The organism is Flavivirga sp. 57AJ16, from assembly GCF_028736925.1.
In the GTDB taxonomy this organism is placed as follows: Bacteria; Bacteroidota; Bacteroidia; order Flavobacteriales; family Flavobacteriaceae; genus Flavivirga.
In genome coordinates this window covers 24,494-38,278 of the sequence record NZ_JAQZAT010000024.1, presented here as the reverse complement: position 1 = coordinate 38,278, position 13,785 = coordinate 24,494, and the positions used below count along the sequence as shown (strand labels likewise).

Below are 13,785 nucleotides of genomic sequence, written 5' to 3'. Positions count from 1 at the left end.
TTGCGACGAAATTATGAATGCAAAGGCAGATACAAAAAATCAGGACATAGTTAAAAGCGTATTTACTAGCTTTTTAGAAGGTAACGGGCACCGCAAAACCCCCGAACGCTATGCCATACTTCAAGAAATTTATAATAATACTGAACACTTCGATATAGAGTCTTTATATCTTAGTATGAAAAACAAGAAATATCGTGTATCTCGGGCCACATTGTATAACACCATCGAACTACTACTGGAATGTGGTTTAGTAAGAAAGCATCAGTTTGGAAAAAATCAGGCACATTACGAAAAATCCTATTTCGATAGACAACACGATCATGTAATACTTACAGATACCGGGGAGGTTATAGAGTTTTGCGACCCTAGAATTGAATCTATAAAAAAAACAATCGAAGAAATTTTTGATATAGAAATTAATAACCATTCACTCTATTTCTACGGAAATAGAAAATCAAACACTTAACGAATTTTTACAATGGCAGTAGATTTACTACTAGGATTACAATGGGGAGACGAAGGCAAAGGAAAAATTGTTGACGTACTTACCTCCAACTACAATATTATTGCACGTTTTCAAGGAGGTCCCAATGCTGGACATACTTTGGTTTTTAACGGCAAAAAACATGTCTTGCATACCATTCCTTCAGGGATATTCCACGATGATACTACAAATTTAGTAGGTAATGGTGTTGTTATAGATCCTGTTATTTTTAAAGGAGAACTGGACAAACTAGAAGAACAACATGTAGATTACAGAAAATCCTTGGTTATTTCTCGCAAAGCACATATCATTTTACCAACACACCGTTTATTGGATGCTGCAAGCGAAGCTTCTAAAGGAAAAGCAAAAATAGGCTCAACCCTTAAAGGCATAGGCCCAACTTACATGGATAAAACCGGTAGGAACGGCATTCGTGTTGGCGATTTAGAATTAAGCGATTGGAAAGAACGTTATAGAGCATTGGCCGATAAGCACGAATCTATGATTTCTTTTTATAATGTAGATATAGAATATGATTTAAAAGAACTTGAAGCAGCGTTTTTTGAAGCTATTGATGTATTAAAATCTTTAAAGTTTATAGATTCTGAAGAATATATTTACCAAGCACAAAAATCTGGGCAAACCATTTTGGCAGAAGGCGCTCAAGGATCGTTACTGGATATTGATTTTGGCACCTATCCTTTTGTAACATCAAGCAATACAACCGCCGCAGGTGCCTGTACCGGCTTAGGGGTGTCTCCAAACCAAATTGGTGACGTGTTTGGTATTTTTAAAGCCTATACAACTCGGGTAGGTTCTGGACCTTTCCCTACTGAGCTTTTTGATGAAGATGGAGAAACCATGGCACGTGTTGGTAATGAGTTTGGTGCTACCACGGGGCGTCCTAGACGTTGTGGCTGGCTGGATTTAATTGCTTTAAAATATGCATGCCAGGTAAATGGCGTGACACAATTAATGATGATGAAAGGCGATGTGCTTTCTGGTTTTAAAACCTTGAAAGTATGCACCGCTTATAAATATAAAGGAGACATTATTAAACATTTCCCTTATAATATTGAACCAGAGAATGTAGAACCGATCTATACCGCGTTTAATGGTTGGCAAGAAGATTTAACAAGCATGTCTGAAGCTTCTCAATTGCCACAAGCCCTAAACGAGTATATTACCTTTTTGGAAAAAGAACTGGAAATCCCTATCACCATAGTTTCTGTTGGGCCGGATAGAAAGCAAACTATTTTTAGAAAACAATTGGTTCACTAAATATTATAAATTAAATTATAAAAAAACGCTCCAAAATATTTTGGAGCGTTTTTTATTGCACCATAGTCTCGTCCCGAAAATAGTATTATAACGTGAGTTCGATTTAAAACCTGTCTGCCGACAGCTACGGTGTACCCACATCATGATCTTCTGTGCTTTCTGTATAGGTTTGTCGTACCAGCCTCCCAGACCACTTTTTATAGAGCGCTCAGGTCTCTCTGCTAGTTGTTGGGAAAATACCATAGGGCTGTCCCCGACCTTTCGGAAGGGGAACGAGCGTTTAAAAATAGTCCAGTGGACTATTTTAGCGTAGGTGCCAGACTGCGCGAAGGACTAAAAAGCTTCGAGGTACAGGAGCATTGGCGTTGGTCATGGCGGTGGGGGCGACGCGAAGTTTTGGGCCCGGTTCTTCTCTGGCGACTGCATGAGAAGAAATACCTCTCGAAAGGGCGTCTTTTCTCCTGCCTGCCGGCAGGCAGGTTTGTTACTTTTCTTTGGACGTGCAAAGCAATCGAAGATTCACGAACTCCTATTTATCAAATTAGATCTGTGAGCTAAATCGAAGATTCACGAACTCCGATTTATCAAATAAGATCAGTGAGCTAAATCGAAGATTCACGAACTCCTATTTATCAAATAAGATCAGTGAGCTAAATCGAAGATTCACGAACTCCTATTTATCAAATTAGATCTGTGAGCTAAATCGAAGATTCACGAACTCCGATTTATCAAATAAGATCAGTGAGCTAAAAGTAAGTAAAAAGGGTAATAAGCTTTTGTTCTTTATATTGAAAAAAGATGTGGGTACTCCGTAGCTGCCGACAGGCAGGCAAGGGTGTTTTTAACAATAAATTCGCTAATAATTCGATTTGTCGCCTTGAGCCTTAAATAATTTGAATTATAGTGTGCTTATATGAAATAGAAAACTGTGCTCAGCTTCCTGCCTGCCGGCGAGGCAGGGAGACTGGGTATGAAAGCATAACCTTTGTTAAATGAAAGATAGTGAACTAATCGAATTATTTGGCTTATTTTATTTGTTAATTGGTATTACCCCCATAAATTGTCCGAGTTCGATTTAAAAATGAATGTTTATCGAAAAAATATAGTTTAAATCCAGATTTTTAAATAAGTTTGTATACTAAACTTTAGGGGTGTTCCTTTTTGGAACTGAGACATACCCTTTGAACCTGATGTGGTTAGTACCAACGAAGGAAAAAGTTAAGAAATACATCTGTTATGTATTTCCATTCTTTTTATTTAAATACACCCTATTCTTAGGAGCTGTACTTTTATTTCAAAGCATCTCTCCCAGCCTTTATTAGTTGAAGTGATTTAAACTATTAAAATTGTATTATTTATGATTAAGATATCGGTAAATGAAACGGTATTGGAGATTGAAGAAAGCACTACTATTTCTAAACTGCTTACTAAAATCAAGTCGCCATCTGAAGGCATTGCTTTTGCCATTAACAATAAAATTATAGCAAAAGAACTATGGGACGCATACGACTTCAACTCAAATGATCAGGTTTTAATTATTCAAGCAACTCAAGGTGGTTAATTCTATTCCAGCATTAAACTTATAAAATGAAACATCCATGAATAAAGATCTGATACATAGAGGAATGATTATTATGAATGTTACATATGACCTTTGAAAAACAATAAAAATAAACACGTGAAAACAAAAGACACAGCTCCAAAAGAAGGAAAAATTTCAAGAAACCCGTTTCCTAATTCCAAAAAAATCTATGTGCAAGGTACTATACACCCCGACATACAAGTGGCCATGAGAACCATTTCCCTTAGCGACACTAAAGATGCTATGACCGGGAAATTAACGCCTAACGAATCGGTAACCGTATACGATACATCGGGCCCCTATACAGACCCAAACAAGGACATTGATGTGCATCAAGGCATTGCCCCCATTCGCAAACCTTGGATCTTGGATCGTAATGACGTAGAAGCATTAGACCAATTTACTTCCAAGTATAGCAACGAACGCTTAAACGACGCTTCATTGGACCATATGCGTTTTTCCTTGCTCAAAAAACCATTACGCGCTAAGGAAGGAAAAAATGTGACCCAATTGCATTACGCAAAACAAGGCATCATAACACCAGAAATGGAATATGTTGCGATTCGCGAAAATCAAAGAATTGATGAGATGACCGAAATTAAAAAGCAACACAAAGGTGAGCACTTTGGCGCTTCAATTCCTTCTAAAATAACTGCTGAATTTGTGCGTTCAGAAGTAGCAAGAGGTCGTGCAATCATTCCTTCAAATATTAACCACCCAGAAGCAGAACCCATGATTTTGGGACGAAATTTTTTAGTGAAAATCAATGCCAATATTGGTAATTCTGCCGTCACATCCTCGATTGAAGAAGAGGTTGAAAAAGCCGTTTGGGCATGTCGGTGGGGTGCAGATAATATCATGGATCTATCTACGGGTGAAAACATTCACGAAACTCGGGAATGGATTATTAGAAACTCACCGGTTCCTGTAGGAACTGTTCCTATATATCAGGCTTTAGAAAAAGTAAATGGTGTTGCCGAGGATTTAACATGGGAAATTTTCAGGGATACCATTATTGAACAAGCAGAGCAAGGCGTAGATTATTTTACCATTCATGCCGGGGTATTATTAAGATATGTGCCTATGACGGCCAAACGTGTCACAGGAATCGTTTCCAGAGGAGGTTCTATTATGGCAAAATGGTGTCTGGCACACCATAAGGAAAATTTCCTTTACACCCATTTCAAAGATATTTGTGCCATTTTAAAACAATACGATGTGGCCTTTTCTTTAGGAGATGGATTACGTCCAGGTTCGATTGCAGATGCGAATGATGAAGCTCAATTTGCCGAGCTGGAAACATTGGGTGAACTAACCAAAATCGCACGTAAAGAAGAAGTACAATGCTTTATAGAAGGTCCTGGTCATGTGCCCATGCACATGATCAAAGAAAACATGGAGAAACAACTAGACGTTTGTGATGAAGCGCCTTTTTATACATTAGGGCCACTAACTACGGATATCGCTCCTGGTTATGATCATATTACTTCTGGAATTGGTGCTGCTATGATTGGATGGTATGGGTGTGCCATGCTTTGCTATGTTACCCCAAAAGAGCATTTGGGACTCCCTAATAAAGATGATGTTAGAACTGGTGTCGTTACCTATAAATTAGCCGCACATGCCGCCGATTTGGCAAAAGGGCATCCTGGGGCACAGCATAGAGACAATGCATTAAGTAAAGCGCGATTTGAATTTCGTTGGGAAGATCAGTTTAACTTAGGCCTAGATCCAGAATTAGCAAGAGCATATCACGATGAGACCTTACCTGCCGATGGTGCTAAAATAGCCCATTTCTGTTCCATGTGCGGCCCAAAATTCTGTTCGATGAAAATTTCCCAGGAAGTACGAAACTTTGCAGCCGAAAATGATATTGTTGATAATGAAGTCATTCAAAAAGGGATGGAAGAAAAATCGAAAGAATTTAAAGAAAAGGGAAGTGAGGTATATTTATAATCCATGATTGTATTAATAGCTCCAGAAAAGGATATTCACAAAGAAATTTTAATTCTAAACCAGCTCTTCGAAGCTGGTTTGGAATACTACCACTTGAGAAAACCCGAAAAAAATTATCAAGAACATTGTGACTATTTAAATCAAATAGATCTTAAATACCATAATCGAATTGTGGTTCATCATTTTCACGAGCTAATCAATACGTATAACCTAAAAGGTATTCATTTTCAAGAACAAAAAAGAAGAGACCACATAGATAATCCAGGACATTATTTTAAAGGATTAAATATGTTTGGCAAAACAATCAGTAGCTCATTTCACGAGCCTGAGGATTTAGACAACTGTGAGTTTGAATTTGACTATCACTTACTAAGCCCTGTTTTTTCTTCCATTTCCAAAGAAGGTTATAAAGGCAGGGGTTTTGATGTAAACCATATTGATAAACGAATTGTCGGAATGGGTGGTGTCACAGCAGACAACCTTACCGAGTTTAAAAAATTAGGGTTTAAAGGTGTTGGTGTCTTAGGAGGCATTTGGAATACTAAAGAACCCATAGAAATTTTTAAAAAGATGCAAAATCACTTCGGGCAATAAATGGACAAAAACAAATATATATTAACCATTGCCGGTCATGATCCTTCTGGAGGTGCCGGATTAACATCAGACATCAAAACGTTTGAGGCACATGGTTTGTACGGGTTATCCGTTTGTACAGCAATGACCGTTCAAAATGATTTGGATTTTAAACAATGTATTTGGACAGAAGTTGATGTGATTATGGCTCAAATAGACATCCTTTTTGAGCGCTTTGAGATCCATGTCGTGAAAATAGGGATCGTAGAATCCTGGAAAACGTTAGATCTTATTTTAAACAAATTGCATCAGCTAAATATTGATATTAAAATTGTTTTGGATCCAATTATCAGAGCAAGTGCAGGTTTTGATTTCCATGAAACCGAAAACCAGGATTTACTGGACAATATATGGAAACAGTGCTTTATCATGACGCCCAACTATGATGAAATTCAACGTTTATATCCAAAATTAACGATTGCACGTACCATTGAACATATCTCCAAGGCCACCAATGTTTATTTAAAAGGCGGACATCGAAGTCACAAAAAAGGTTGGGATACCTTGTACCACAATGGAATTGTCATGGTAAACATCCCTCCAAATACGGATAAAGTTTATGAAAAACACGGTAGTGGCTGTGTGCTATCCGCTTCCCTGGCAAGTAATTTTGCTTTGCAAATAGCGTTAGAAGATGCCGCAAAAAATGCAAAACAATACACCGAACAGTTTTTGAATTCCGATAAGGGCCTATTAGGTAAGCACAAACAGAATACCGACACCCGACACCTAATCCCTAATCCCTAATATATGCTCCCTAAGCTACATTACATATCACAAGGCAACACCGCAAAAGAACATCTTAAAAACATCCAAAAAGCCTGCACTTCCGGGATAGAATTGGTACAGCTGCGTTTAAAGAATCTATCCGAAAAAAAGATTTTAAAAATGGCCGAAGAAGCCAGGGAAATTACAGGTCATTTTCAAACACGCCTCATTATTAATGATCATTATAAAATTGCAAAAAAAGTAAAGGCAGACGGCGTACACTTGGGAAAAAACGATACGAGTCCAACCATAGCAAGAAAACATTTAGAACCCTGGCAAATTATTGGAGGTACGGCCAATACACTTGAAGACTGTGAAGCATTAATTGAAAAAAAAATAGATTATGTAGGTTTGGGACCTTTTCGATTCACTACAACCAAAAACAATTTAAGTCCCCTTTTAGGAGCAAACGGTTACCTAACCATTCTTGAAGCATTACAAACGGACATTCCTATTATCGCTATTGGCGGTATTACCATACAAGATGTTCCCGAAATTTTAAAAACAGGTGTTTACGGGATGGCCGTTTCGGGAGAAATTACCAAAAACTTTAATAAAATTAGTCAATTCAACAAACTTTTAAACAATCCTTCAGAGCAGGAACAGGTTTGGAATCCTAATCAAAAAATATAACATGACAACAGATACACTTAAAATAGCCGACAAAACTTTTAAGTCGAGGTTATTCACTGGAACAGGTAAGTTTAGTAGCGTAAATAAAATGCGCGAAGCTATCCTAGCCTCAGAAAGCGAGTTGGTTACAGTCGCATTGAAACGTGTGGATTTAGAAAATGAATCGGACGATATGCTCGTTCATTTAAATAAAAATCAAATCCATTTACTCCCCAATACCTCTGGAGTAAGAACCGCTAAGGAAGCCATATTTGCAGCAGAATTAGCTAGAGAAGCACTTCAAACCAATTGGGTAAAACTGGAAATACACCCAGATCCCAGATACCTACTCCCCGACCCTATTGAAACCTTAAAAGCCGCTAAGGAATTGGTAAGACTCGGATTTGTAGTCATGCCTTATATTCATGCAGACCCTGTGTTATGCAAACGTCTGGAAGATGTGGGCGTACCATGTGTCATGCCCTTAGGCGCCCCTATTGGAAGCAACAAGGGCATAAAAACACTTGAGTTTTTAGAAATTATTATCGAACAAAGTAACGTTCCCGTTATAGTTGATGCGGGTATTGGTGCGCCATCCCACGCTGCATTTGCTATGGAATTGGGTGCTGATGCCGTTTTGGTCAATACCGCTATTGCCGTATCCCAGAACCCAGTAGAAATGGGAATGGCTTTTAAAATGGCCGTTAAAGCTGGTAGGATGGCTTATAACGCCAAACTAGCTCCCATTAAAAATCAGGCAGAAGCCAGTAGCCCACTTACTTCTTTTCTAAACGATTTAAATTAACACAAATCATGTCTTTTAAAAATACATTTGAAAAATACGATTGGGATACTTTAGAAAAAGAAATTTACAAAGTACCCCCCAAAGAAGTTGAAAAAGTACTCCTCAAAGACAAAATTGAATTAGAAGATTTCAAAAAACTAATTTCTCCTGCTGCTAAACCCTATATAGAGCAAATGGCACAACGAAGCAATGCCATTACCAGAAAACGTTTTGGAAATACCATTCAAATGTACATCCCTATGTACCTGTCCAATGAATGTCAAAATATCTGTACCTATTGTGGGTTCAGTATGGATAATGGTATTAGAAGAAAAACTTTAAGTGATGCTGAAATATTAAAGGAAGTGGCACACATTAAAAAATTGGGATACGACCATATTCTTCTGGTAACGGGAGAAGCAAGCAAAACTGTTGGAGTTTCTTATATAAAACATGCTATAGATTTGATTCGCTCTCGATTCTCAAATATTAGTATCGAAGTACAACCTTTAGATCAAGATGAATACGAAACCTTAATTAGCTCAGGTTTGTATGCTGTTTTGGTATATCAGGAAACCTATCATAAAGCCACCTATAAAACACATCATCCAAAAGGTAGAAAATCTAATTTTGATTATCGATTGGATACACCCGATCGATTGGGTAAAGCGGGAATTCACAAAATTGGTCTAGGCGCTCTTTTTGGACTTGAAGATTGGCGAGTGGATAGCTTTTACACGGCTTTGCATTTAAAATATTTGCAAAAAACATATTGGAAAACCAAATATTCCATCTCTTTTCCAAGGCTTAGACCCCATCAAGGCGGATTAGACCCAAAAGTAGAGATGACCGATACTGATTTGGTACAATTAATTTGTGCCTACAGGTTATTGGATGAAGACGTTGAATTATCATTGTCTACTCGCGAAAGTGAAACATTTAGAAATCATAGTATTCACTTGGGAATTACATCCATTAGCGCAGAATCCAAGACAAACCCTGGAGGCTATAGTGTAGAACCTGAATCACTTGAGCAATTTGAAATTTCAGACGAGCGTACTACCGAACAAATTAAACAGATGATTCAATCTCAAGGCTATGAGGTTGTCTGGAAAGACTGGTCCAAATCATACATGAACACTAACTAATACCCATAACTTATTAAACATGGATGCTCCAATTAACAACATAACAATGGCTGTAGTGCCACAAGCATCCAAAAATATTTGGGGAGTTATTTAGAATTGAAATTTCTTTGTACCAAAACACAAGAACTAATGTATAAAGTACCGCAATGGCAGAAACCCCTGTAGTGGTAAAAATTCCCGTAACATAACCACTAAATACGCTATCAATAGGAACCAATTTCTGTTACTAATTTTAAAGCGTTTCGTATAATAATGTACGGCTCCATATATCATATTGTAAATCATGTTTTTTTAACAAAAACGTGTACGTACATATATTTAACTATTTCTGAATGTCCGTAATCATGCATAATGATATTTTTGTCATTCAGAACGAAGTGAAGAATCTGTTGATAATCGATGAGATCCCTCTTTGCCTCGGGATGACAAAAACAATATATTTTTAGGTTTATAACAAATTACGTACAATCAATAACTATTTAATTTCATTTGGAAAAATAGAAGAAAATCTCCCAGTATTTAATATTTTCGTCTATTATTGCTTTTTAAAGCTTATATAACAACGCTTTTGTGTTTTATAAAAAAGATTCATTTAAAAACAAGAATTGAAAACAATTAAAGATATTGCAGCTTTGGCAAACGTTTCTATTGGAACCGTGGATCGGGTTATTCATAATAGACCTGGCGTTTCAAAAAAAACCAAAGAACGTATTGAAGAAATAATCCAGGAACATAACTTTCAAATAAATAAAACCGCCAGAACACTTGCATTAAATAAAAAATATGATATTGCGGTTTTAATTCCTGCTATTGAGTCTTCATCCGATTTTTGGTATCTTCCAAAAAAAGGTATTGAAAAGGCATCCAAAGAAAATGAAATCTATAAAACCTCTGTAAGCTACTTTCACTTTAATCTATTTGACTCCAATTCTTTTAAAGAAGCTTTTGATAAGCTATTGGAAAACTCTTTTGATGCTGTATTATTAGCACCTGTTTTTTTAATTGAAACCCAAAAACGACTCATAGAGTTAGAACAAAGGAAGATCCCTTATGTATTTATTAATATTGAATTACAGGGGGCCAGCAATATTTCCTACATAGGACAGCATTCTTTTGATAGCGGGGCACTTGCTGCTAAACTTATGTCATTGTTAGTACATAGAGAAGAAGAAGTTATCATAGTAAAAGTTAGAAAAGACAATATTCATCATTCGGCTATTGAAGATAGAATTTCAGGTTTTAAATCGTATTTCAATACGAAAGCTTTGCCTATTAAAATACATGAAGTGATTCTTCCTAATACCAAAGACCAAATAGCTATTGACACATTTATTTACAAAACACTATCCAATCAACGCATTAAGGGTTTGTTTGTTCCATCCAGTAAAGTTAGTATTATGGCCAAATACATAGAAAAACACAAATTAAAGCACCTAAAATTGATTGGTTACGATTTAAATGAGGAAAATGCCGTTTTTATTAAAAATGAAACCATTGATTTTCTTATTGACCAGAATGCTTTTTTTCAAGGTTACGAAGGAACAAAAACACTATTTAACTTTATTATAAATGATATTGTCCCTGAGAAAAACAAGTATTTACCTATCAAGCTTTTAACAAAGGAAAATATTAAATATTTGTAAGTTTTTCACTTAAAAAGTGAAAAACTTACATGGTGTTGATAAATCACTTGCTGCTCCAATAATACTGTCTGGGCTATGTTTTAATTTTCTGGTATTAAAATCAATTCAACATAATTATCCATATTAAAATAAGTGTTGGCAAACTTTTGAAAATCTTCTGAAGTCATTTTATTTATACCTGTTTCGTAATCTAAAATAGCGTCATAACCCAAACCAAATTCATGGGCCGTTTTTAATTTAGAAACCCAATATCCATTTAGTTTTAACTGGTCCCGTGTATTGGCCAACTCCGCTTCTTTTATTTTATTTAAATCAGCTTTTAAAGCGCCTTTCGCTTTTATCTTTTCAATTTCTTCTAAAACTTTTTCGATTAATTTTTCAACGTTTTCTGGAGCACAGGTAAACTCTACACTCATACGGTACCAATGGTAAGGTCTATCGGATGCAAAACCAGAAACCCGAACACCATAAACGCCTGCCATTTTTTCACGCAGTTCTTCTGTTAATTTAATTTTTAACAATTTAGCAAGTAGCATTAATTCTTTTCTTTTTTCTGGAGAATAGTCAAGCTCTCCCGTAAAGTTCATAACGACTTTACTCTTATCATCCATACCTTTTTTAAATGTTTTTTTAATAACACCTTTGGGTCTTCTTAACCCAATATCATCCCATGAACTTTTTTCTTGCAAATTGGATGGAAGGCTCCCTAAATATTGGGCAGCAAAGTTTTTTAAGGCAGGAATCTCAAAACTTCCTACAAAAATAAACGTAAAGCCATTTGCAGATGAAAATCGATTTTTATAAAAATTATAAACTTCATCTAGTTTTAATTCTTTTTCAATTTGTTGTTCTGTTAATGGAATACCCCTCAAATGATTATGAGTCATAACTTCGCTTTTCTTTTTTTCAAAGAAAGCCCCTGGACTATTATCTTGGTCTTTATATGTGGATTTTAAACGTTCTTTATACGCATTAAAAACATTTTTATCTTTATTGGGTTTCGTAAAATACAAATGAACCATTTGCAACATCCTTTCCAAATCTGCAAATGCACTGCTTCCTGAAAACAACTCGTCATAAAAATTAATATAAGGTGTTACTTTTACTGTTTTACCCATATTTAATTTTTTTAAATCAATTTCAGAGATATTATTTATCCCGCTAGCTCCTATTATATTTCCTGCACTTCTAGCAGATACATATAAAGAGTCTGGTGCTTTAGAACTCCCACCGGGCCTGAAACCGCTCATGGAAATTAAATCGTTTTGAAACTGTGTGGGTTTTGCTATGACAGTTACGCCATTTGAAAATGTCCATGTAGTTACATCTGTTTCTTTATTGTATGCTGTATTGGTAATTTTTCCTGGGCCTGGTTTTTTATTCATTAACTCAGCACTAGAAAGTGTGTCTTTATAAAAGTCAACTTCTTTAATTTTACTTTCAGATACTATTTTTAACACCTCTTTTTCGGTTGGGAGCTTTAATCCTTCTTTATCTATGGCATTGATTACTATTGCTATGTTATTATCCTTAACCCATTCTTTGCTTATTTTGTTTACCTCATCAACGGTCATGTTTGGCAATATGTTTTTATAATAGCTATAGATAAATTCTTCTCCTGGAATCGGGTCGTTATCTGTAAAATGGTCTGTGTACTGCTCAACATAATAGGTATTTGGTATTTTTCCTTCTTCCTTTCTATAAATATTGGCATTATTTAGTAAAAGTGCTTTATAGCGTTCTAATTCTGAAACAGTAAAGCCATAACGTTTTGCGCGCTCACTTTCCTCTAATAAAGCTTCAATACCTTGGCTAACTTTATCTTCCTTAAGTATGGCTCTCAAATAATAACTATCCATATTCCCTAAAAATTTACCTATACCAGCAGTAGCCGATAAAAAAGGGGCATCTGGTTCCAGCTCAACTTCAGATAGCCTCTGGCGCAACATACCGGTATACAATTTCTGTAAAACTTCTTTCTTGTAATCTTCTAACGTTACAACTTCTCTTTTTTGTTGTTTATGATAAATAGAAACCTTAACACCTTTGGCTTCTTTATCGGTTATTACGGTAACCGTAGGCTCAATGTTTTCGGGAATCGTGTAATAAGTCCGTTCCTTTGGTTTTTTAACTGGTTCTATACCACTAAATATTTTTTTTATTTTCGCTTCTGTATCAGCAACATCAAAATCACCAACCAAAACCAACGCCATTAAACCTGGACGGTACCAATCTTTATAATAACGTTTTAAAGCCCCGTATTTTGAATTCATAATAACATCCAACGTCCCTATGGGCGCCCTTTTGGCATATCTGGAATTGTTTGTAATTACTGGAATAGATTGGTAGTACATACGCATATTTGCGCCACTTCTTGCCCTTAATTCTTCGGCTACTACACCTCTTTCATTATCAATCTCTTCATGGTCAAATGTGATGCCATCGGCCCAATCACGAAGTACCTGTAAGCTGGTATTAAAGATAGTTTTATCTTCAGTGGGAACAGACAGCTTGTAAACCGTTTCATCAAAACCTGTATGGGCATTTAAATCGGCTCCAAATTCTATACCTATGCTTTGCAGGTAATCTATAAGTTCATTTTTTTCAAAATTTTTAGTCCCATTAAATGCCATGTGCTCAATAAAATGTGCAAGACCTAGTTGGTCTTCACCTTCCAAGATAGAGCCTGCATTTAATACTAAACGTAGTTCGGCCTTGTTTTCTGGTTTTGCATTGTGTTTTATATAGTAGGTAAGGCCATTACTAAGTTTACCTACCTTTACTGTGGGATCTATAGGGATTTCTTTATCTAAATCAAATTCATGGGACTGTGCAATAATGTTAAAAGCGCTAAGCCATAAAAAGAAAATGATACTAATTTTGATGTTTTTCAT

Annotated in this window: 12 protein-coding genes and 1 riboswitch; of the genes, 10 read left to right on the top strand and 2 right to left on the bottom strand. The window is 36.0% G+C overall.

From position 1 onward, the window contains the following. The first annotated feature begins 13 nt into the window (after positions 1-13). The 9 genes from PQO00_RS19085 (at position 14) to thiH (ending at position 9,248) form a co-directional block, all read left to right on the top strand. The gene (locus tag PQO00_RS19085) at positions 14-466 is read left to right on the top strand and encodes a Fur family transcriptional regulator (protein WP_274186456.1); all 453 of its coding nucleotides are present in this window, start codon (positions 14-16) and stop codon (positions 464-466) included. Between the two features lie 12 nt (positions 467-478). After that, on the top strand, positions 479-1,765 hold the full coding sequence (locus tag PQO00_RS19080) for an adenylosuccinate synthase (protein WP_274186455.1): 1,287 nt from the start codon (positions 479-481) through the stop codon (positions 1,763-1,765). Positions 1,766-2,902: 1,137 nt separating this feature from the next. Then, a riboswitch (TPP riboswitch) is annotated at positions 2,903-2,996 on the top strand. A gap of 126 nt (positions 2,997-3,122) precedes the next feature. Continuing rightward, positions 3,123-3,326 carry a sulfur carrier protein ThiS gene (gene thiS / locus PQO00_RS19075; protein ID WP_274186454.1) on the top strand — a complete coding sequence of 68 codons (204 nt, stop codon included), beginning with the start codon at positions 3,123-3,125 and terminating at the stop codon, positions 3,324-3,326. Between the two features lie 117 nt (positions 3,327-3,443). After that, on the top strand, positions 3,444-5,303 hold the full coding sequence (thiC, locus tag PQO00_RS19070) for a phosphomethylpyrimidine synthase ThiC (protein ID WP_274186453.1): 1,860 nt from the start codon (positions 3,444-3,446) through the stop codon (positions 5,301-5,303). A 3-nt stretch (positions 5,304-5,306) separates the two neighbouring features. Further along, positions 5,307-5,897 (top strand): thiamine phosphate synthase, encoded by a 591-nt coding sequence (locus PQO00_RS19065; protein ID WP_274186452.1) that lies wholly within the window; start codon positions 5,307-5,309, stop codon positions 5,895-5,897. Beyond that, positions 5,898-6,683, top strand: coding sequence for a hydroxymethylpyrimidine/phosphomethylpyrimidine kinase (locus PQO00_RS19060; protein WP_274186451.1), 786 nt, complete (start codon positions 5,898-5,900; stop codon positions 6,681-6,683). Positions 6,684-6,686: 3 nt separating this feature from the next. Continuing rightward, positions 6,687-7,337 (top strand): thiamine phosphate synthase, encoded by a 651-nt coding sequence (thiE, locus tag PQO00_RS19055; protein WP_274186450.1) that lies wholly within the window; start codon positions 6,687-6,689, stop codon positions 7,335-7,337. A 1-nt stretch (position 7,338) separates the two neighbouring features. Continuing rightward, entirely contained in the window at positions 7,339-8,121 is a 783-nt protein-coding gene (locus tag PQO00_RS19050) for a thiazole synthase (protein ID WP_274186449.1), read from the top strand. Between the two features lie 8 nt (positions 8,122-8,129). After that, positions 8,130-9,248: a 2-iminoacetate synthase ThiH gene (thiH, locus tag PQO00_RS19045; RefSeq protein WP_274186448.1), complete on the top strand. Its 1,119-nt coding sequence runs from the start codon at positions 8,130-8,132 to the stop codon at positions 9,246-9,248. Between the two features lie 13 nt (positions 9,249-9,261). Here the strand turns inward: thiH and PQO00_RS19040 are convergent, their stop codons facing one another. After that, on the bottom strand, positions 9,262-9,465 hold the full coding sequence (locus PQO00_RS19040) for a hypothetical protein (RefSeq protein WP_274186447.1): 204 nt from the start codon (positions 9,463-9,465) through the stop codon (positions 9,262-9,264). Positions 9,466-9,853: 388 nt separating this feature from the next. On the opposite strand from PQO00_RS19040, the gene PQO00_RS19035 reads away from it, so the two are divergent. Beyond that, positions 9,854-10,891: a LacI family DNA-binding transcriptional regulator gene (locus tag PQO00_RS19035; protein WP_274186446.1), complete on the top strand. Its 1,038-nt coding sequence runs from the start codon at positions 9,854-9,856 to the stop codon at positions 10,889-10,891. Between the two features lie 80 nt (positions 10,892-10,971). Here the strand turns inward: PQO00_RS19035 and PQO00_RS19030 are convergent, their stop codons facing one another. Continuing rightward, positions 10,972-13,785 (bottom strand): pitrilysin family protein, encoded by a 2,814-nt coding sequence (locus PQO00_RS19030; protein WP_274186445.1) that lies wholly within the window; start codon positions 13,783-13,785, stop codon positions 10,972-10,974.